Origin of the sequence: uncultured Roseobacter sp. (genome assembly GCF_947495275.1) — a bacterium.
GTDB lineage: Bacteria > Pseudomonadota > Alphaproteobacteria > Rhodobacterales > Rhodobacteraceae > Roseobacter.
This window is the reverse complement of the sequence record NZ_CANLYL010000009.1, coordinates 154,373-173,769: the sequence shown is the minus strand read 5'-3', so window position 1 is coordinate 173,769 and position 19,397 is coordinate 154,373. Positions and strand designations below refer to the sequence as shown.

Below are 19,397 nucleotides of genomic sequence, written 5' to 3'. Positions count from 1 at the left end.
TTCGTTAAGTGCTAGGTGACCGGCACGGGTGTTTGCAAACTGCATGCAACGCTTAAACGTGATGACTTCAAAAGGCTTCGCATGACCAGATTTTTCGTTTCATTGCCGTTTATCAGCCTCGTCGCGGCAAGTGCCTTGGCCCTGGCAACAAGCGGCGCGCTGGCACAGGGGCGCGCGGCTTCGGTCGGTGTTGAAACAGTTGAAATGCAGAGCATTGCGGAAACCGTTCCCCTTTTTGCCGAAGTGGTGACCGCCAGAGAAGGCACGATAGCCAGCCGCATCGCCGGCACGGTCGAGGTCGTCCACGTGCTGGAAGGTGACGCGGTTACAGAAGGCGACGTGCTGGCGGAACTCGATACCGAATTGCTGGAAATTCTGGCCAGGCAGGCCGAAGCGCGCCTTGCCGAAGCAAGCGCCGGGATCGCCACCGCCGCATCCCGTGTGGACAGATCCACCAAGGCGCTTGGGCGGATCGAGGGGTTGCGGGGGACAACGTCCTTCTCGACCAGCAGGTTTGACGAAGCACAAAGCGATTTCTTTGAAGCGCGCGGCCAGCTGGCCGAAGCCGAAGCCCGGGTGCAGACAGCCAAGGCCAATGCCGCCGAAACCCGCTACCAGCTGGAACGCGCCAAAATCAGAGCGCCTTTCTCGGGCATCGTGCTCGACGTGGATACCAATCCCGGTGAGTACATCAGCTCCGGTGCCTCGGTTGTGTCCCTTCTGGATACGCAGGCCTTCGAGATCGAAGCCAGCGTCCCGGCCAAATACATCCGCGTGCTGGAACCGGGCCTGCAGGTCACCGGCGTCACGGAAGCCGGCGAAGAGCTGGCGCTGACGGTGCGTGTTCTGTTGCCGGTTGAAAACACCGCCACTCGGACCCGGCCGGTACGGTTTGCCTCTCCCGCTCTGATGGAGATGCGCACGGTGGCCATTGGCCAGTCGATCACGGTGTCCATCCCGATCAGCGCCCCGCGCGAAGTCCTCTCGGTTCCCAAGGATGCGCTGGTACAGGCCCGCGGCGGGTGGATGGTTTTTGTCTCCGAAGAAGGCCAGGCACAGCCTCGCAACATTCAGATCGGCGTGGCCCTGGGCAATCGTTTCGAGGTTCTGGACGGTTTAAACGCAGGCGATGTGGTGGTCACGCGCGGCAACGAGCGCCTGCGACCAGGCCAGCCCATTGCCCCGATGAACGCAGGGAACTAAGGGGGCGGTCGTGGATATCATCCGTTTTGCCATCGACCGTCCGGTCGCCGTTATCGCCGCGGTCGTCATGGCCGTGCTCTTCGGCATCCTCGCGGTCACGCGCATCCCAATTCAACTGGCACCCGATGTGCGCAAACCGATTGTTGTCATCACGACAGATTGGCCCGGGGCCGCACCCTCGGAAATAGAGCGCGAGATCATCAATCCGCAGGAAGAGGCGTTGCGCGGTCTTGAGGGTCTCGACATCATGACCTCGCGCGCCCGTTCGGGTGAGGCGGAGGTGACGCTGGAATTTGGCATCGGGTCGGACATGAGCCAATCCCTGCTTCTGGTTTCCAACAGGCTCGACCGGGTCGGCGACTATCCTGATGAGGCCGGAGAGCCGTCGCTCGACACCTCAGGTGCGGATGACAGCCCGATTGCCTGGGTGCTGCTGAGCGCCAAGGAAGGCAACACACGCGAGATGCCCACTTATGGGGACTTTGTTGAAGACATCATCAAGGACCGGCTTGAGCGGGTCGAGGGTGTCTCTGCGGTGAATGTATTCGGCGGGGTGACCCGCGAGTTGCAGGTCGTGGTTGACCCGCGTCAACTGGCGCGGTTCGGGATGACTGTACCCGATGTCGTCCGGACCCTGCGCAATGAGAACATCTCCCTCTCGGCGGGGGATGTGGAAGAAGGCAAACGCCGCTACGTGGTGCGCGCCGAAGGAAACCTCAACACCGCAGCCGCCATCGAGGAAGTTGTCTTGCGCTCAGAGCGCGGCGGCAGCGGGTCGGGCCGGGTGCGCGTGGGCGATGTGGCCGATGTGGGGTTCTCCTATCGCGACCCGACCGCAAGGTTGCGATTCCGGGGTGAGCCCGGGCTTGCCTTCAACATCGTGCGCGAACCCGGGGCGAATGTCATTGCCACCATGGAAGCCGTGCGCCGCGTTCTGACCGAGCTGAATGACGGCCCGGTGTCTGATGCCGGGCTCAATATGCGGCAGGCCTATGACGAAACCGTCTACATCAACGGGGCCATTGATCTGGTCACCCAGAACATCTGGATCGGCGCCATGCTCGCGGCTGCAATCCTGCTGGCCTTCCTGCGAAGTCCGCGCGCCACGGCGGTCGTATCTCTGGCAATCCCGGTCAGCATCGTGGCAACTTTTGTGGCCATGGCCGCGACCGGGCGGACGCTGAATGTGATCTCGCTGGCGGGCATCGCCTTTGCCGTGGGCATGATCGTCGATGCCGCCATCGTGGTGTTGGAAAACATCTACCGGCTGCGGGAACAGGGTAAATCGCGTCGCGAAGCGGCCTACCTCGGCGCCAAACAGGTCTGGGGTGCCATTCTTGTGTCGGCCCTGACAACCGTGCTGGTCTTTATCCCGATCCTGATCATGCAACTCGAAGCCGGGCAGCTTTTTCGCGATATCGCGGTGGCCATTTCGGTCTCTGTGTTGTTGTCGCTTGTCGTCGCGGTCACCGTGATCCCGGCGTTGGCCAGCCGGTTGCTGCAGCAAGGCACCCACAGCACGATGAAGGTCTGGGGCCTCGATCATCTGGCACGGGGGTTTCATCATCTTGTCATGTCCTACGTGCGGATGACCGTGCGGTATCGTGCCATCGGGCTGATGATGGTGGCCGCGATTGCCGGCAGCGCAGCCGCCGCAACCTTCCTGTTCCTGCCGCGCCTGGAATACCTGCCCGAAGGCAATCGCAACCTTGTTTTTGGGTTGATCATCCCTCCGCCCGGGTATAACCTCGAAACCACCCAGACCATCGCGCAGCGGATAGAGGCAACGGCGCGCCCGCTCTGGGAAGCCGCGCCAGAAATCGCAATGCCCGACGGCACGCCGACAATTGAAAATTTCTTCTTTGTGGCCACCCCCGGCAACAGTTTCGTAGGGGCCGCCGCCGTTGACGGGACACGTGCGGGGGACCTCATACCGGTTCTGTCCGGGCCGATCTTTGCCGAACCGGGCACCTTCGGTTTCATGACCCAGCCGTCCCTCTTCGGGCGGGGTGTCGGCGGGGGACGCACCATTGAGCTCAATATCTCCGGCCAGGACCTGGACGATATCCTGTCCGTAGCCGGTCAGGCCGCTGGCACCATCGCGGGTCTGCTGCCGCGCGCCGAAGGCCATCAGTTCCGCCCGATCCCCGGTCTTGAACTGGGGGCGCCAGAGGTGCGTCTTGTGCCCGACAGACTGCGGCTGGCAGATGCGGGCCTCACGGCCTCGGATCTTGCCCTGACGGTGGATGCTTTCAACGACGGGCTGCGCGTGGCAGAGATCACAGTGGGCGCAGAACGGCTGAACCTGATGCTCAAGGGCGATACCGGGCTGCAACTTGCCCAGCGCACGCAGGACATCGGCAATTACCCGGTGGTGACACCTTCGGGACAGATCGTGCCGGTCAGCGCCCTTGCGGATGTGGTCGTGACGGCCGGCCCTACCGAAATCAGGCATCGGGACCGGTTGCGGACCGTCACGTTGGAAGTGCGCCCCTCGGATGCCTTGCCTCTCGAAGCCGCCGTAGAATTGTTGCAGAATGAAGTTGTATCGGTTCTTCAGGAGCGCGGCCTGCCAAACGGCATCCGCATGAGTGTGTCCGGCACCGCCGACCAACTCAGCCAGACGTGGGACGCCATTCAGATCAACCTTGCCGTTGCGCTTGTCATCGTGTTCCTGGTGATGGCCATTCTTTTCGAGAGCTTTGTTCTGCCACTGGTCATTCTGATCTCGGTGCCGGTTGCCGCAGCGGGGGGTGTTGGTGGGCTGGCCTTGCTGAACCTGTTCCAGACCCAGCCGCTCGACATGCTCACCCTGCTGGGGTTCATCATTCTGGTGGGGATCGTTGTGAACAACGCGATCCTCATTGTGCATCAGACCCTGTTTCACCTGCGCGACGAAGGCATGGCGCCCATCGACGCCATTGAGGAAGCCACGCGCAACCGCATCCGTCCGATTTTCATGTCAACGCTGACCAGCGTGTTTGGCATGTTGCCCCTGGTGATCTTCCCCGGTGAGGGATCGGAGCTTTACAGCGGATTGGGGGCCGTGGTTGTGGGCGGGCTGTCAATGTCGGCGTTTCTGACACTTCTGACGGTACCGCCCTTGTTGCGGCTCTGCGTGCGCACCCCGAAACCGCAAGAGGACATGCCCGCCACACCGGCGCAGTGAAATCTACCTGCGCCAGTGAAAGGGCACGATGATCAGCGCCCCAATGGAGGACACGATCGCATTCATGCCGGGGCTCGAAAAGCCAAAACCAAACATCAGCCGGATGAAATAGAACAGGAAAGCCCCGCCAATGCAGATGATGATGCTCTGCAGTATACCGTTATGGGTAAAACCCGATTTCTCGCAAAGATAACCAACGATCCCCGCGATCACCACGGTGCCGATGAGGGTCGGAAACATGCGCGTTCTCCTTCAAAGAATACTGCCAGCGGTCAACGGCCAACCGCGCAGAAACTCCGTCGCATCCTGCGCAGCTTTGCCCGCGCGCTGCAAGCGTATGAGTTCCACCGCACCATCGCCGCAAACCACGCGCAGCGGGTCCTGCAGCACCTCTCCGGGCGTCCCTGCCCCATCTGACAGGCGCGAGGCCAATAGCTTGATCCTTGTGTCCGCGTTCATCGTCCATGCCCCCGGAAAAGGCGAAAGTCCCCGGATCAGCCGGTCCACTTCCGCCGCGGGGCGTGACCAGTCGACCCGCGCTTCGGACTTGTCGATCTTTGCCGCATAGGTGACACCGTTGTCAGGTTGCGCGACCGGTGCAAGCTGGTCCAGCTGCGACAGGGCCGTGACGATCAAAGCAGCGCCCATGCCCGCCAGACGGTTGTGCAGCGATTGTGTGGTCTCATCAGGCGCTACCCGTGTCTCTTGACGCAGCAGAACCGGGCCTGTGTCCAACCCCGCGTCCATCTGCATGATACAGACACCGGTTGACCGATCCCCGGCCATAATGGCCCTGTGGATGGGCGCAGCCCCCCGCCAGCGCGGCAACAGGCTGGCGTGGATGTTCAGACAACCCTTGTCTGGCGCGTCCAGAATGGCCTGCGGCAGAATGAGCCCGTAAGCCACAACAACCGCGACATCTGCCGACAGGGCCGCGAATTCCTGCTGCGATTGCACCGATTTAAGCGATGTGGGCGTCCTCACCGGCAGGCCCAGGGCCTCAGCGCGCTGGTGGACCGGACCGAGGCGATCCTTCTTGCCACGGCCCGCCGGACGTGGTGGCTGGCTGTAAACGCAGACCACCTCGTGCCCGGCCTCGACCAGGGCGTCTAGCACAGGCACAGAAAAATCCGGCGTTCCCATGAAAATGATGCGCATCTTTGTTCCCCTGACTGCCTGACGTCAGCGTTTGGCTTTGCGGGCGCGGCGCAGCAGCATATCGCGTTTGACCTTGCTCAGACGGTCAAAATACATCTTCCCCTGAAGATGGTCGATTTGATGCTGAACGCTGGTCGCTTCCAACCCGACGAAATCACGGCGGACATAGAGCCCGTTCTCATCCATGAACCGGACGGCAACCCCTCTTGGGCGCGAAATTTTTGCAAAAACACCCGGCAGGTTGGGGCTTGCCTCTTCGTGCTCGTTCATGATGGCAGAGGCGTCAATAACAGTCGGGTTCGCCATCCGGATGCGGCGATCACGCTTGTCTGAGGCGTCAACCACTGCCAGTTGCAGCATCACGCCAATCTGCGGACCGGCAAGCCCCACGCCCGGCATAGCGTCCATCGTGTCGATCATGTCAGTCCAGATCGCCCGGATGTCGTCGGAGATCTCCGCCACCTCGGCAGCAGGCGTGCGCAGGCGCTTGTCAGGCCAAGGCAGACAAGGCCGTACGGTCATGCGCGCGCCAGCTCGCGTTTGAACTTGACCATCTTGCGGGTGATCATCTGGCGTTTGAGCGGTTTGAGGTAGTCAATGAACAGCTTGCCATCCAGGTGATCAATCTCGTGCTGTGCACAGGTCGCCCAGAGACCGGTGAAAACTTCCGTTTGTTCCTTGCCGTCGCGGTCGGTCCAACGCACCTCCACTTCCGCCGGGCGGGTGACATCGGCGAACTGTTCCGGGATCGACAGGCAGCCCTCTTCGTAAACGCTGGTCTCCTCAGAGGACGAGACGATCTCGGGGTTGAACATGATCAGGGGCCGGGCGGGTTCGTTTTCGCCCTTTACACAATCCAGCACCACCAAACGCTGCAGAATACCGACTTGCGGTGCGGCCAGCCCGACGCCCGGTGCATGATACATCGTCTCCAGCATATCATCCGCCAGAGCGCGTAATTCATCGGTCAGATCGGTCACCGGCGCACAGAGCTTTTTGAGCCGGGGATCGGGGTGCAACAGAATGTTTCGTTTCATGGACCTCATGTATGACAGGAACGGAGCGCCTGCAACATCCGGGACTTGCAGCCCGCCAGAATCTCGCTAGCTATATGGCCAGCGAAAAGGAGCCCCCTCATGAGTCTGGATGACAACGACGACGCCCGTTTTGATACCGTAATCGACCGTCGTGGCACCCAGTCGAGCAAATGGGACTACATGGAGAAATACTACGGCGTTTCGCCAACCGATGGCCTTGCGATGTGGACCGCAGACAGTGACTACCCGGCACCCGCCTGTGTCACGCAAGCGCTGTATGCTGCCGCTGATCACGGCATTTTCGGTTATACGCCGGTAAACGACGAATATCACGCAGCGATCCAATGGTGGATGCAGACTCGGCACAACTGGACGATTGATCCTGAATGGATTCTCACGGTGCAGGGGCTGGGCAATGCGATCGCGCTGGCGCTCGATGTCTGGAGTGATGCGGGCGATCACGCTGTCATCTTCAGCCCCGTCTATCACGAATTCCGCGTGAAAATCGAAAAATCCGGCCGCAAAGTGACCGAATGCCCGCTGGTTCGCGACGGGGACACCTATCAGCTTGATCTGGCAGATGCGCAGAGCCGCCTGACGGGGCGGGAAAAGCTGCTGATCTGGTGTTCACCGCAAAACCCCTCAGGGCGGGTCTGGAGCGTCACCGAGTTGCGCGATCTTGCCGAATTCGCCGCCCGCAACGATCTTCTGCTTGTGACCGACGAGGTGCATCACGATCTTGTCTATTCCGGCAGCACCTTTATGCCGCTGCATGTCGCCGCACCCGAGCATCAGGACCGAATGGTTGTCCTGACCTCCGCCTCCAAAACCTTCAATATCGCCGGGCAACGCACTGGCAATATGATCATCTCCAACGCCGCGTTGCGCCGTCAGATGCAACACCGCCTGAATACCCTGGATTACAAACCCGCCGGGTTGAGCCTGCTGATGATCACCGCTGCCTATTCACCCGCAGGGGCGGAATGGGTCGATGCGCAGGTCGCCTACCTCGAAGGCAACCGCCGGCTTTTTGATGCGGCGATGGATGCGATCCCCGGCGTGCATTCGCTGCCGCTGAAATCCACCTATCTGGCCTGGGTCGATTTTTCCGGGACCGGCATGAGCTATGAGGAAATTTCCCGACGTGTGCTGAAGGAGGCGCGCATTGCGCCCAGTTCAGGCCCGGAATTCGGCGCAGGCGGTGAAACCTTCCTGCGGTTCAATCTGGCCACGCCACGCGCACGCATCCAGGAAGCCTGCGACAGGCTTCAGGCCGCATTCGGCGATTTACAGTAGGCTCAGGGCCTAGCGCGCGTCTTCGATCAGCCCCACAGGCGCATCATCCGCGATCTCAAAATCCACGGCGGGTCCTTCTGAGACGGCTGTGGCGCGCTTGAACTCGTAACAGCGCTCACCATCCTCCTCGTCGCTCGTGACGATGAGGCACTGAAACAGGTGCAGGCTGCCGTCATAGACGTCCACAAACCCCCGCAACGCTGGCGTCTCCGGCTCCATCACGAACCCGGTTTTCCACATGCGCAAAATCGGATGAATTTGCCCGCCCACATCGACGCGCAACCGCGACGCCAGTTTGAGGCTTTCCAAGCGTGCCTGATCCAGACCAGCTTGAATTTCCTTGGAAAAAATCGCTTCCATATTCGTTACTTTCCTACATTCCCCTATGCCAGATGATGACGCGGTCCCCTAAAAATCAAGTTAAGTTTTTATGTCATACCGCATAGCGTGTGCGCCTGCGCAGAGACCTTGCGCGCGCACAAACCTGTTATTCCGACAGGTGACAAATTACCTTGCGCTCAGCGCCACATAGAGACTGGCCAACGTACAAAGGAGAATGACATGGGTTTACTGGTAGACGGCGTGTGGCAGGACACCTGGTATGATACCAAGTCCACCGGCGGAAAATTCAAACGCTCTGAAGCGGGTTTCAGAAACTGGATTACTACCGATGGTAGTGAGGGCCCCACGGGCGAAGCTGGGTTTGCAGCCGAATCGGGTCGATATCACCTCTACGTCAGCTATGCCTGCCCCTGGGCACATCGCACTTTGATCTTTCGCCAGTTGAAGGAGCTTGAAGATCACATCTCCGTCTCAGCCGTCCATCCGGATATGTTGCAGGACGGCTGGACGTTTGAGACCGACGACAAGGGGGCCACCGGCGATACGCTCTACGGACTGCCCTATGCGCGCGACATCTATACAAAAGCGGACCCAAAATATTCCGGCAGGGTCACGGTGCCGATCTTGTGGGACAAGACCCGCGAGACCATTGTCTCCAACGAAAGCTCAGAGATCATTCGCATGCTCAACACGGCCTTCGACGCGGTGACAGGAAACAGTGACAACTACTGGCCAGAAGAGCTTCACGAGGTCATCGCGCCGATCAATGAGCGTATCTACGACAGCTTCAACAACGGCGTCTACAAATGCGGCTTTGCCACGACACAGGAAGCTTATGACGCAGCCGTGGGCCCGCTCTTTGACACCCTGGATTGGCTCGAACAAAAGCTGTCTGACAACCGCTACCTGATGGGCGATACACTGACCGAAGCGGATTGGCGTCTGTTCACAACTCTTGTGCGATTTGATCCCGTCTACCACCTGCATTTCAAATGCAACCGCAAGCGGTTAGTCGATTTTCCCAACCTCTGGGCCTACACCCGTGAACTCTATCAAATGCCCGGCGTGGCGCAGACCGTGAATTTCGACCACATCATCCGGCACTACCATTTCAGCCATGACAGCATCAATCCGCATCGCATTATCCCGATCGGGCCGGAACTGAATTTTGACACCCCGCACGGACGCGGGTGATCAGGCCGCCCCACTCTGCTCTGAATGCGCGCCATAGTGTTCCACCATGGCAGCGAGATCTTCGGGGGGCGTTGCGCTTTGCACAAACGCGCAGGCATTGGTTGCGTGGGAAAAAATTGATCCGTCTGAAAAGAAAGATGTATTCGTAACAAAAATAACCTGCGCCTCGGGCTGCCGGTAACTCGCGTAATCCGCCACCGCCAGTGCAGAGCCTTCCCCCAGCACAAGATCCATAATGATGATATCTGTGTGATGCGTGCTGAGATGACGAATGGCATCCGCCTGACCAGCGCAGCGCGCGACGGTCATACCCATCCGTTCGAGGTGTCTTTTCCAAATACTAGCCAGATCGTTCTGGCTCTCGACAATTAGAACCTTCATCTGCCCTCCATTCCGGAAGCTCCGGAATTATTTCACTATGTAATACTGTCGTCTGCTTCAAAGGTTAACAAACGATTAAACTTTCGATGACAAATTTATCATTTGCAATCAGACTTGATTAACCGGCTACTTTCCGCTTTTAGCGACAAGTAAAGGCGCGGATTTGCGCCACGATCAAGGCAAAAAGAGCAGATTGTTGACTAAAAAAAAACGTGATCATGGTGGTGGGCTCGATGCCGCCATTCTCGAACATGGGGGAGGTCGAATCGATTGGTGCGACCTTTCGACAGGCATCAATCCGCATGCATATCCGGTCGGGAAGCTGCCGGATGATGCCTGGACGGCACTGCCGGACCGGGCCGCGCAAACCCGTCTGATTGCGGCAGCACGCAGCTTTTGGAACGTGCCGGAACGCGCCGGAATCATCGCCGCATCGGGGGCTTCCGCTCTGATTGCCCAGATCCCCGGGCTGCTGCCTGCAAGCACGGTCAGCATTCCAGGACCCACCTACAATGAACACGCTGCAGCTTTCAGCGCGGCTGGCTGGGAAGTTCACGAAGAAGGCCCCGCGACGGCCCAGGTGGTTGTGCACCCAAACAACCCCGATGGCCGGATCTGGAGCGCGCAGGCGTTACCGGTTCGTCAACCGGAGCTCACGGTAATTGACGAAAGTTTCTGCGATGTCGTCCCTGAAGAATCCCTGATTGCGCAAGCCGGCGAACCGGGGGTGCTGATCCTTAAAAGCTTTGGAAAATTCTGGGGTCTTGCGGGGCTCAGACTGGGGTTTGTCATTGGCGATCCAGCTCTGCTGGACCAACTTGTTGAGGCGGTCGGCCCCTGGGCGGTTTCCGGACCAGCCCAGCACATCGGTGCTACGGCACTGGGTGACGACGCCTGGGCCGATCAAACCCGCATCCGCCTCTGCAAAGACAGTGCGCGGCTGGATGCCCTGATGCAAAAAGCCGGAGCCAAACCGATCGGCGGTACGACCCTGTTCCGCCTTTACGACGTCGGTGACGCAATGCACTGGCAGCGCAGGTTGGCACAGCATAGGATCTGGAGCAGGTGTTTTCCCTATAATACAAGCTGGTTGCGCCTTGGACTGCCCCATGCCCGCCACTGGCCCCGTGTCGAGGCCGCGCTCGCATGAGTTTCGCCGCGATCCTGATCTTTGCCCTGCTGCTGGACGCGCTGATCGGGGAGCCGCGCTGGCTCTGGGATCGTGTCGCGCATCCTGCCGTCCTCATGGGAAAATTGATACGCTGGTGTGACAACCACCTCAACAGCGGCGACAACAGACGAGCCAAGGGGACGATCACGGCGCTCCTCCTGATTGCAGTTGGGTGGGCTGCGGGAACCTTCCTTGGCGCGTTTGGCGGAGTGGTGGAGATTCTCGCGACAGCGATCCTCCTCGCACAGCGCTCACTGGTGCAACACGTCCGGGCCGTTGGCGACGGGTTGCGCATGTCCGTACAGGAAGGACGTCGCATGGTGTCCCGGATTGTAAGCCGCGACACCGCCAAGATGGGGGAAACGCAGATTGCCCGTTCCGCCATCGAAAGTGCGGCGGAAAACCTTTCCGACGGGGTCATCGCACCCGCTTTCTGGTTCCTGATCGCGGGACTGCCCGGAATCTGCGTCTATAAACTGATCAACACCGGTGACAGCATGATCGGATATCGCAACGACAGGTACGAAGAATTTGGATGGGCGACGGCCCGACTGGACGACCTTCTGAACCTGATCCCTGCTCGGCTGACCGCCCTGTTGATCGCCCTGCCCGCCCGCTGTTTCGACTGGCAGGGCATTGCCGCCGATGCAGGGTTGCACCGCTCGCCCAACGCCGGATGGCCCGAAGCCGCCATGTCTCGCGCGCTTGGGATCGCATTGGCAGGTCCCCGTGCCTACGACGGGCAAATGCGAGAGTTTCCCTTTGTCAATGCGCAGGGCCGCGCCGACCTGACCCCGGTGGACATCGACGCCAGTATCGCGATGCTATGGCGGGCATGGGCCGGGTTTCTGGTCCTCTGCGCCCTGATTGTCATTTTATAGCCCTGCCCCCTGGAGGTTTTAATGCGCCCAACCACCCCCCTGATGGCCCTATGCATCGCCGTTCTGCCCAGCCTGTCACTGGCTTGTGGCGGGTCCTTCTCCGGCTTTGTCGACGGCCTGAAAGGCGAAGCCATCGCCAAAGGTCACAACGCCAGCAATGTGCAAAAATTCTTTGCAAACATTCGGCAAGACCCCAAAGTTCTGAAAGCTGATCGAGCACAGGGCGTTTTCCAACGCCCGTTTCTGGATTTTTCCAAACGGTTGATCTCGGCTGACAGGGTCAAACGCGGTCAGAGCAATGCACAAAAATATGACGCTGTCTTTGATCGTATCGAAAAGACCTACGGCGTTGACCGTGGGGTCCTTCTTGCTTTCTGGGCGTTCGAGACGGATTACGGCGGGTTCCAGGGTGATTTCAACACGGCGAATGCGCTGGTGACACTGGCTCACGACTGCCGCAGGCCTGAGCTCTTTCGCCCGCAAGTCTTTGCAGCGCTGGAACTTTTTGAGCAGGGTGATTTTGATCCCAACACCACGACAGGTGCCTGGGCGGGTGAGATCGGCATGGTACAGATGCTGCCGCGTGACATCCTTGAAAACGGCGTCGATGGGGACGGCGATGGTAAGGTTTCGTTAAAGACATCCGCCGCAGATGCTTTGACATCAGGGGGATCCATGCTGAAAAGCCTCGGCTGGCGGGCAGGCGAGCCATGGATACAGGAAGTGCGACTCCCGCAACAGTTCGATTGGTCTCAAAGCGGATTGAAAGTGGTGAAACCCACGTCGGAATGGGCGTCTTTGGGGATCAAGCCACGCAATGGGTCGCTGCAGAGCAGACTTCCGGCAGCGCTGATACTGCCGCAGGGACACAAAGGACCCGCTTTCCTCGCCTATCCCAATTTCAACGTATATTTCGAATGGAATCAAAGCTTTACCTATGTCATGACCGCCGCGTATTTTGCCACAAGGCTGCAAGGCGCGCCGGTCTATGACGCTGGCAACCCCGACATCGGGCTTACCGGCGCACAAACCAAAGAGCTTCAACGCAAATTGCAGGCGCGTGGATACGACGTTGGAAAGGTTGATGGAATCCTAGGCGCAAAAACCCGCGCCGCGGTTCAGAGCGAACAAAAAAGACTGGGGTTGCCTGCGGATGCCTGGCCCACGCCGACGCTTTTGTCAAAGCTCTGACGCCCTCGGCGTTAACCTATTTTTACCCGCAGGAATGTAGTTTTCCGGCTGAAACATACATTCAGGTTTGTTTTCTACCTTTTTTGACCCTGCGGGCCGAGGCTGCGCAGGGTCTTTTTTTACCCAGCCGCAATGCCCGCAATCAGCCTCTACCGCTAGAGGTGTTCAATGACCTTTCCGTCACCCCTGCGCACGGCCATCGTTTCTACAACCGAAAACCGCGCCCAAGGCTAGCTTCAGGCCACCAGCGTTTCGGCTTTTTTAAGGTCAACCGATACCAGTTGGCTCACGCCTTGCTCGGCCATGGTGACGCCAAACAGCCGGTCCATGCGCGCCATCGTCACCGCGTGGTGGGTGATGATCAAAAACCGCGTTTCGGTCTGGCGGCACATCTCGTCGAGCAGATCGCAGAACCGGGTGACATTCGCATCATCCAGCGGCGCGTCGACCTCATCGAGCACACAAATCGGCGCGGGATTGGCGAGGAAAACCGCAAAGATCAGGGCCATCGCGGTCAAGGTCTGCTCGCCGCCGCTAAGCAGGCTGAGTGTCGAGAGTTTCTTGCCCGGTGGCTGGCACATGATCTCCAGACCAGCCTCCAGCGGGTCATCGCTTTCGACCATCACCAGGTTGGCCTCGCCACCACCGAAAAGATGGGTGAACAGCAGCGAGAAGTTTGAATTGACCTGTTCGAAAGCGGTTAAAAGCCGTTCGCGCCCTTCGCGGTTGAGGCTGGCAATACCGCCGCGCAAAGTCTTTATGGCTTCCTCAAGGTCCGCTTTTTCGCCGGTCAGAGTATCGTGTTCGGTCTGGACCTCACGCGCATCTTCTTCGGCGCGCAGGTTGACGGCGCCAAGGGCGTCGCGCTGCCGTTTCAAGCGATTTACATCCGCCTCCAGCGCCTCCGCACAGGGCATCTCATCAGGTGTTGCGTCCAATTGGGTCAGCAACTGGGCCGGGGTCAGTTGGCTTTCGTCAGCGATCCGCTCGGCAGCCGCAGCAACAGCTTCGCGGGCAGCATCGGCGCGGGCCTCTGCGCGGGCGCGCGCCTCCCGCGCCTCGGACGCCTGCCGTTCTGCCTCTCGCTCGGCAAGGCTCGCCTCCCGCAGGGTACCTTCAGCGGAGGAAAGCGCATCTGCACTTTGCGCCTTGCGCGCTTCTGCCACGGAAATGGCATCGCTCATCTCCGCCCGTTTGGCCGCGATCTCGGCGGGGGCGGCGCTGGCTGTTTCCAGTTCGTTTTCGGCCGCCGTCTTGCGTTCCACCAGCTCTGCTGTGCGTTTCTCTGCCGTCTCCAGCCGATGCCGCCAGCCACTGACCTCCTTGGTAACTTCCTGACGCCGCTTGGTGCGTGCCTCTCCTTCACGGCGCAACTCATCATGGCCAGATCGCCGCGACATCATCGTGATCCGCGCTGCCTCCACTGCCATGCGCACGGCTTCGACCCGCTCGCGCGCCTCGGTCAGATCGCCTAAATCTTCCAAAGCGTGTGTCGCTTCCTTGAGACGGGTCCGGGCGATCATCGCCTCTTCATCGTGTCGCGTAACGGCCAGACCAAGGGATTCCAGCCTACCCTCCGCAAGGTTGCGATCCGCCTCCGCCCGGCTCAGGCGGCGCCCCGCGTCAGCCACCAGCCTGTCAGCGGCGCGACGGGCTTCTCGCGCCATTGCATCGGCCTTGGTAAGCTCCGCCAGTTGGGTGCCCAGAAGATCGTGAGCGGCCTTTGCGCCCTCAGCCCGCTGCGTTGCCGCCTCCAGGTTTTGCTTGAGTTCTTCCAGACGGTTCAGCTGCTGCAGACGCAACGCGGCTGCCGAGGGCGCGTCTTCGGCCCAGGCGCGGAAACCGTCCCACCGCCACAGATCGCCTTCAGGCGACACCAGACGTTGCCCGGGGCGCAGATCGGCCTGCAACCGCGGGCCGTCATCAGGGTCAACCAACCCGATCTGGCCCATCCGCCGGGACAGCACGTCCGGTACATCTACAAAGAGCGACAACGGCTTGACCCCTTCGGGCAACGGTTGGTGCTGGGCGTAGGCCGGTAGCACCGCCCAGCCGGACGGCCCGTCCGCCGCAACCTCCGGCGCTCGGAGGTCATCGGCCAATGCGGCGCCAAGCGCCTTTTCATAGCCGGTTTTGACGTGCAACTGATCCAGGATCTGTCCGCCTTCCGCGGTATCGCGCGCCACCAGCTTGGATAATGCCCCCGCTTCGGCCCGCAAGGCATTCATCTCACCTTCGGCCTCTGATCGCTGGGCCCGGGCTTCGGCTTCGCGGGCCTGTGTCTCGGCGCGGGCTTCATCCGCGTCAACAAGGGCCGTCTCCGCACTGGTCGCGGTTGCGACCGCTTCGGCTTCGGCTGCGTGCGCCTGAGCAAAATCCTGACCTGCCTTGGCGAGTGCGGCCTGGCTGACCGCAACGGCCTCCCGCGCCCGGGCCGCTTCAGCTTCGGCTTTTGATTGCGTCTTCCGGCTGTCTTCCAGCAACCGCTGGGCAGAACCGTGACGCGCTGACAACCGCGCCATATCTTCGGTCTGCTGGGACATCTCGCCTTCGCGGGTCTGCAAGACCGCAGCCGCCTCCCGCGCCATCTCTGCAGCTTCCGCCAGCGCCGCTTCATGACCTTCGGCGGCCTTGTCCAGCTCTTGTGCTTCCCACTCCAGCCGCTCGATGGTCTCCCCCGCATCGCGGTTCAACCCACCTTCGCGGTCGATATCATGGCCCAGTTGCGCGATCCGCCCGGTCAGCGTTTCGATCAACGCCTGAGCCCGGGTTTCCTGATCGGTCAGCGTGTCGCGTTCAACGGTCAGGCGCTGCAAGACTGCCGCGGCAATCGCCTCTTCCTCGCGCAGCGGTGGCAGGGCGGCTTCGGCTGTCTCTCTGGACTTTGCGGCCTGCCGGACCGTGGCTTCGGCCTGCGCTGCAAGCGTGACCTGACTGCGCAGGTGATCCTCTGCGGTGCTCCTTGCATCATCCGCTTCACGCCAGCGCCGGTAGAGCAACATGCCTTCGCGGCGGCGCAGATCGTTGCCAATCTCGCGATAACGTGCGGCCTGACGGGCCTGACGGGCCAGTTGACCCAGCTGGTTGGCCAATTGTTCGATCACATCATCGACGCGGGTCAGATTGGCTTCCGCGCCTTTCAGCTTGAGCTCCGCCTCATGACGGCGCTGATAGAGCCCGCTGATCCCCGCGGCCTCCTCCAAAATACGCCGCCGGTTCTTGGGTTTGGCGTTGATCAACTCGGCAATCTGCCCCTGACGCACCAGTGCCGGGCTATGTGCGCCGGTGGAGGCATCAGCAAAAAGCATCTGAACATCCCGCGCTCGCACATCCTTGGTGCCGACCTTATAGGCACTGCCCACATCGCGGGTGATCCGGCGCACGATATCGAGGTGATCGTCCTCATTAAAGCCAGCCGGTGCCAGCCTTTCGGAATTGTCGATATGCAGGGACACTTCGGCAAAATTGCGGGCCGGGCGCGTTGCAGCTCCGGCAAAAATCACATCTTCCATACCTCCGCCACGCATGGCCGTAGGGCGGTTTTCCCCCATCACCCAGCGCAACGCTTCCAACAGGTTCGACTTGCCGCAGCCGTTGGGCCCCACAACGCCGGTCAAACCATCCGCGATGATCAGATCGGTGGGATCCACGAAGCTTTTGAAGCCGGTCAGTCTGAGTTTCGAGAAGCGCAAAATGAAGCCCGTGATGATTCCTTTGGTTCAGTAGCGTGACGGGCGCTCGGGGTTAAAGTCAACCTCAACACCCCACAAGCTGCGCTCTCAGGTGAGTTATCCACAAGATATTGACGTCTCAACAGGGCAAACTTGAGACGATAGCCCCGTCGGCGGAGCCCTGCCGCGCCTTGCGTAATAAAGAGTTTACCTGCCTTGCGCAGTGGTCATATAATTTGACCAATGAGGTGAAATGATGCCCTTTCGTCCGGTACAATCCGAGAAACTATCCTCTGCCGTCGTGCGCCAGATCGAACAGCTGATCCTGCGCGGCATCCTGCGCCCCGGCGAACGGCTGCCCGCAGAACGTGAGCTGGCGGAACGGCTGAACGTCTCCCGCCCCAGCCTGCGCGATGCCATCGGATCCTTACAGGATCAGGGGTTGCTGAGCACGCGCGCCGGGGCCGGAGTGTTTGTGGCCGATGTGCTCGGCTCGGCGTTTTCGCCCGCGCTGGTGCAGCTCTTTGCCCGCCATGAGGAAGCTGTCTTCGACTATTTGTCGTTCCGCCGGGACATGGAGGGGTTGGCCGCCGAACGTGCCGCCCGGCTCGCTTCAGAGACCGATCTGCGCGTGGTCCAGACCGTCTTTGACAAGATGGAAGCCGCCCATACCAAGCACAACCCGCAGGATGAGGCCCGGCTCGATGCGCAGTTCCACATGGCGATCATCGAGGCGAGCCATAACGTGGTGATGCTGCATATGATGCGGTCGATGTATGAGCTGCTGCGCGAAGGCGTTTTTTACAACCGGCAGATCATGTTCAAGCAACGCGCGACGCGGGGGTTGTTGCTCGATCAGCATCGCGCGATCAACGACAGTCTGCAACAGCGCAACCCGAAAGCCGCGCGTGAGGCCGTCGAAGAGCATCTTAGCTATGTGGAGACCTGTCTGAACGATCAGATCACAGCTGAACGTAACGAGGAGGTCGCCCGGCAGCGGCTGGATCACGAGGTCGCCAAAGGCTAGCGCCTGATATTCATCGCCCACCTGCCCGCAGCGTATCTGGGCAATAAGGCTCAGGCCCAAACCCGCAGCGCAATATCTGCCTGGCCAGATCGCCCCGGATCTGACCTGCTCCCGGTCTCGGCAGTATTTCTATTGTGGCGACGCAAAGGATTCTCAAGAGGCCCAGACAGCAGAAAACCCCGGCGATCAACCGGGGTTTCATCCGCTTCCAAACAGATCGCCCGTCAGTGGAGCTTTGTCTCAACTTCCGAAATCGCGGTATCGATCAGCTTGTTGCCTGCCGCTGCTGTCATCTGCTTGGCAATGACTTCGCGCGCAACGGCCACAGCCACAGTCACGGATTGATCACGCACTTCCTTGACAGCGGCGCTTTGAGCATTGGCGATTTGCTCTTCGGCTGCGGCCATCCGACGCTCCAGCGACATTGCGAGATCTGCCCGGGCCTGCTCTGCTGCCGTGCGGGCCTCTTCTTTTGCCGCCTCCACAATGCGGTCGGCCTGTTCCTGAACTTCACGTTGCTTGCGCTCGTAGCTTGCCAACAGCGACTGGGCCTCTTCACGCAGGGCGCGCGCTTCTTCAAGCTCGGATTTGATGCCTTCGGCGCGCTTGTCCAGCATCCCGCCCAGAAGGCCCGGGACCTTGAAATAAAACAGAACGGCGATGAACAGAAGAAACGCCAGCAGCACCACGAAATCAGTGTTGCCGAGCGAGAAGAAAGGTCCCTTCGCGGCCCATGCTGGGCTCGCAGCACCTGCCGCGAATGTAACGGTCAAAAGGGGTCTGAGATGTCTCATGGCTTTATCCTTTCAACCGGGTGTCAACGGCAGAGGTGATCGCCTTGGCATCCGCCTTGCCACCCATCGCCGCCACGATCTCCTTGGCGGTATCTGCAGCCACGACTTTCACAGCGTCCAGCGCACCGGCACGAATCTCCGCGATGGCTTTCTCCGATTCAGCCGCTTTGGCTGCGATTTCGGCATCGGCTTTTGCGATGGCCGCATCCAGATCGGATTGAATTTCTGCTTTTGCTTCACCGACGATACGGTGCGCTTCGGCGCGGGCATCCACCAGCGCCTTGTCATATGCGTCTTCGGCTTCCTGAGCTTTGACCTTGAGGTCTTCGGCAGCCGCCAGATCGCTTGTAATGGTGCCCTGACGCTCAGCCAGAACGGCTGCGATGCGCGGCAAAGCCATGCGCGACAACACGAAGTAGATCGCGATCAACGCGATGACCAACCAGAAAATCTGATTGCCCCATGTCGAAAAATCGAGCTGCGGCATGCCCGGTGCGGCGGCTGCTTCAGCGCTATGTGTTTCGGTTGCCATGTCGGTCTCCTGCGCGGCGGGCCGTTACATCGGGCAGCGCTGTCATCAGCGCCGCCCGACCGTAAGGATTGTCGTCGTATTAAGTCTTAGACGGCGAACATCAGCAGCAGGGCGACGAGGAAGGCGAAAATGCCCAGAGCCTCGGCGAACGCGATGCCGATGAAGAGTGTTGCCGTTTGGCTTGCCGCCGCAGATGGGTTGCGCAGCGCGCCTGCCAGATAGTTGCCGGCCACGTTGCCAACCCCGATGGCTGCTGCCCCGGAACCGATTGCTGCCAGACCTGCGCCGATGTGTGCGAGTTCGCCTTCCATATGAATTCTCCTTACGATTGGAAGTTGCGTATTTGAACG

At 60.3% G+C, this 19,397-nt stretch carries 18 protein-coding genes; 8 read left to right on the top strand and 10 right to left on the bottom strand.

Going from position 1 to position 19,397, the window contains the following annotated elements; all coding sequences use genetic code 11:
* The first annotated feature begins 81 nt into the window (after positions 1 to 81).
* Both Q0802_RS17020 and Q0802_RS17015 read left to right on the top strand, forming a co-directional pair.
* On the top strand, positions 82 to 1,203 hold the full coding sequence (locus Q0802_RS17020; protein ID WP_298920498.1) for an efflux RND transporter periplasmic adaptor subunit: 1,122 nt from the start codon (positions 82 to 84) through the stop codon (positions 1,201 to 1,203).
* A 10-nt stretch (positions 1,204 to 1,213) separates the two neighbouring features.
* Complete coding sequence (locus Q0802_RS17015; protein WP_298920496.1) at positions 1,214 to 4,372, top strand: efflux RND transporter permease subunit; 3,159 nt, start codon at positions 1,214 to 1,216, stop codon at positions 4,370 to 4,372.
* Between the two features lie 3 nt (positions 4,373 to 4,375).
* On the opposite strand, the gene Q0802_RS17010 is transcribed toward Q0802_RS17015, so the two are convergent.
* The 4 genes from Q0802_RS17010 to def (Q0802_RS16995) are packed head-to-tail and all read right to left on the bottom strand — an operon-like array spanning position 4,376 to position 6,567.
* Positions 4,376 to 4,612, bottom strand: coding sequence for a hypothetical protein (locus Q0802_RS17010; RefSeq protein WP_298920494.1), 237 nt, complete (start codon positions 4,610 to 4,612; stop codon positions 4,376 to 4,378).
* Positions 4,613 to 4,624: 12 nt separating this feature from the next.
* On the bottom strand, positions 4,625 to 5,530 hold the full coding sequence (fmt, locus tag Q0802_RS17005; RefSeq protein ID WP_298920492.1) for a methionyl-tRNA formyltransferase: 906 nt from the start codon (positions 5,528 to 5,530) through the stop codon (positions 4,625 to 4,627).
* 24 nt (positions 5,531 to 5,554) lie between these two features.
* Positions 5,555 to 6,052, bottom strand: a complete 498-nt coding sequence (def, locus tag Q0802_RS17000; RefSeq protein WP_298920490.1) for a peptide deformylase — start codon at positions 6,050 to 6,052, stop codon at positions 5,555 to 5,557.
* The gene (gene def, locus Q0802_RS16995) at positions 6,049 to 6,567 is read right to left on the bottom strand and encodes a peptide deformylase (protein WP_298920488.1); all 519 of its coding nucleotides are present in this window, start codon (positions 6,565 to 6,567) and stop codon (positions 6,049 to 6,051) included. Before def (Q0802_RS16995) ends, def (Q0802_RS17000) begins: the two co-directional genes overlap by 4 nt.
* A 99-nt stretch (positions 6,568 to 6,666) precedes the next feature.
* Between def (Q0802_RS16995) and Q0802_RS16990 the strand changes: the two genes are divergently transcribed.
* Positions 6,667 to 7,863 carry a PatB family C-S lyase gene (locus tag Q0802_RS16990; protein ID WP_298920486.1) on the top strand — a complete coding sequence of 399 codons (1,197 nt, stop codon included), beginning with the start codon at positions 6,667 to 6,669 and terminating at the stop codon, positions 7,861 to 7,863.
* 9 nt (positions 7,864 to 7,872) lie between these two features.
* Here the strand turns inward: Q0802_RS16990 and Q0802_RS16985 are convergent, their stop codons facing one another.
* The gene (locus Q0802_RS16985; RefSeq protein WP_298920485.1) at positions 7,873 to 8,223 is read right to left on the bottom strand and encodes a hypothetical protein; all 351 of its coding nucleotides are present in this window, start codon (positions 8,221 to 8,223) and stop codon (positions 7,873 to 7,875) included.
* Positions 8,224 to 8,424: 201 nt separating this feature from the next.
* Here Q0802_RS16985 and Q0802_RS16980 point away from each other — a divergent pair, with 201 nt between their 5' ends.
* A complete protein-coding gene (locus Q0802_RS16980; protein ID WP_298920483.1) occupies positions 8,425 to 9,399 on the top strand; it encodes a glutathione S-transferase family protein in 975 nt (324 codons plus the stop codon).
* Here Q0802_RS16980 and Q0802_RS16975 read toward each other — a convergent pair whose 3' ends face one another.
* Positions 9,400 to 9,780, bottom strand: a complete 381-nt coding sequence (locus tag Q0802_RS16975) for a response regulator (protein WP_298920480.1) — start codon at positions 9,778 to 9,780, stop codon at positions 9,400 to 9,402.
* Positions 9,781 to 9,976: 196 nt separating this feature from the next.
* On the opposite strand from Q0802_RS16975, the gene Q0802_RS16970 reads away from it, so the two are divergent.
* The 3 genes from Q0802_RS16970 to Q0802_RS16960 are packed head-to-tail and all read left to right on the top strand — an operon-like array spanning position 9,977 to position 13,023.
* Positions 9,977 to 10,930, top strand: a complete 954-nt coding sequence (locus Q0802_RS16970; RefSeq protein WP_298920477.1) for a threonine-phosphate decarboxylase — start codon at positions 9,977 to 9,979, stop codon at positions 10,928 to 10,930.
* Entirely contained in the window at positions 10,927 to 11,832 is a 906-nt protein-coding gene (gene cbiB / locus Q0802_RS16965; protein WP_298920475.1) for an adenosylcobinamide-phosphate synthase CbiB, read from the top strand. Before Q0802_RS16970 ends, cbiB begins: the two co-directional genes overlap by 4 nt.
* A gap of 21 nt (positions 11,833 to 11,853) precedes the next feature.
* Positions 11,854 to 13,023, top strand: coding sequence for a lytic murein transglycosylase (locus Q0802_RS16960; protein ID WP_298920473.1), 1,170 nt, complete (start codon positions 11,854 to 11,856; stop codon positions 13,021 to 13,023).
* A 236-nt stretch (positions 13,024 to 13,259) separates the two neighbouring features.
* On the opposite strand, the gene smc is transcribed toward Q0802_RS16960, so the two are convergent.
* Complete coding sequence (gene smc / locus Q0802_RS16955) at positions 13,260 to 16,715, bottom strand: chromosome segregation protein SMC (RefSeq protein ID WP_298920471.1); 3,456 nt, start codon at positions 16,713 to 16,715, stop codon at positions 13,260 to 13,262.
* Between the two features lie 235 nt (positions 16,716 to 16,950).
* Between smc and Q0802_RS16950 the strand changes: the two genes are divergently transcribed.
* Positions 16,951 to 17,721, top strand: a complete 771-nt coding sequence (locus tag Q0802_RS16950) for an FCD domain-containing protein (RefSeq protein WP_298920469.1) — start codon at positions 16,951 to 16,953, stop codon at positions 17,719 to 17,721.
* A 224-nt stretch (positions 17,722 to 17,945) separates the two neighbouring features.
* On the opposite strand, the gene Q0802_RS16945 is transcribed toward Q0802_RS16950, so the two are convergent.
* From Q0802_RS16945 to Q0802_RS16935, 3 genes are all read right to left on the bottom strand, one after another.
* On the bottom strand, positions 17,946 to 18,515 hold the full coding sequence (locus Q0802_RS16945; protein ID WP_298920468.1) for a F0F1 ATP synthase subunit B: 570 nt from the start codon (positions 18,513 to 18,515) through the stop codon (positions 17,946 to 17,948).
* 4 nt (positions 18,516 to 18,519) lie between these two features.
* A complete protein-coding gene (locus tag Q0802_RS16940) occupies positions 18,520 to 19,047 on the bottom strand; it encodes a F0F1 ATP synthase subunit B' (RefSeq protein ID WP_298920466.1) in 528 nt (175 codons plus the stop codon).
* 86 nt (positions 19,048 to 19,133) lie between these two features.
* Positions 19,134 to 19,358 (bottom strand): F0F1 ATP synthase subunit C, encoded by a 225-nt coding sequence (locus tag Q0802_RS16935; protein ID WP_011567586.1) that lies wholly within the window; start codon positions 19,356 to 19,358, stop codon positions 19,134 to 19,136.
* Positions 19,359 to 19,397: the final 39 nt, after the last annotated feature.

Coding starts and splice junctions, on each gene's coding strand:
- Q0802_RS17020 (WP_298920498.1), top strand. CDS start 82: ATGACCAGATTTTTCGTTTCATTGCCGTTTATCAGCCTCGTCGCGGCA.
- Q0802_RS17010 (WP_298920494.1), bottom strand. CDS start 4,612: ATGTTTCCGACCCTCATCGGCACCGTGGTGATCGCGGGGATCGTTGGT.
- fmt (WP_298920492.1), bottom strand. CDS start 5,530: ATGCGCATCATTTTCATGGGAACGCCGGATTTTTCTGTGCCTGTGCTA.
- def (WP_298920490.1), bottom strand. CDS start 6,052: ATGACCGTACGGCCTTGTCTGCCTTGGCCTGACAAGCGCCTGCGCACG.
- def (WP_298920488.1), bottom strand. CDS start 6,567: ATGAAACGAAACATTCTGTTGCACCCCGATCCCCGGCTCAAAAAGCTC.
- Q0802_RS16990 (WP_298920486.1), top strand. CDS start 6,667: ATGAGTCTGGATGACAACGACGACGCCCGTTTTGATACCGTAATCGAC.
- Q0802_RS16985 (WP_298920485.1), bottom strand. CDS start 8,223: ATGGAAGCGATTTTTTCCAAGGAAATTCAAGCTGGTCTGGATCAGGCA.
- Q0802_RS16980 (WP_298920483.1), top strand. CDS start 8,425: ATGGGTTTACTGGTAGACGGCGTGTGGCAGGACACCTGGTATGATACC.
- Q0802_RS16975 (WP_298920480.1), bottom strand. CDS start 9,780: ATGAAGGTTCTAATTGTCGAGAGCCAGAACGATCTGGCTAGTATTTGG.
- cbiB (WP_298920475.1), top strand. CDS start 10,927: ATGAGTTTCGCCGCGATCCTGATCTTTGCCCTGCTGCTGGACGCGCTG.
- Q0802_RS16960 (WP_298920473.1), top strand. CDS start 11,854: ATGCGCCCAACCACCCCCCTGATGGCCCTATGCATCGCCGTTCTGCCC.
- Q0802_RS16950 (WP_298920469.1), top strand. CDS start 16,951: ATGCCCTTTCGTCCGGTACAATCCGAGAAACTATCCTCTGCCGTCGTG.
- Q0802_RS16945 (WP_298920468.1), bottom strand. CDS start 18,515: ATGAGACATCTCAGACCCCTTTTGACCGTTACATTCGCGGCAGGTGCT.
- Q0802_RS16940 (WP_298920466.1), bottom strand. CDS start 19,047: ATGGCAACCGAAACACATAGCGCTGAAGCAGCCGCCGCACCGGGCATG.
- Q0802_RS16935 (WP_011567586.1), bottom strand. CDS start 19,358: ATGGAAGGCGAACTCGCACACATCGGCGCAGGTCTGGCAGCAATCGGT.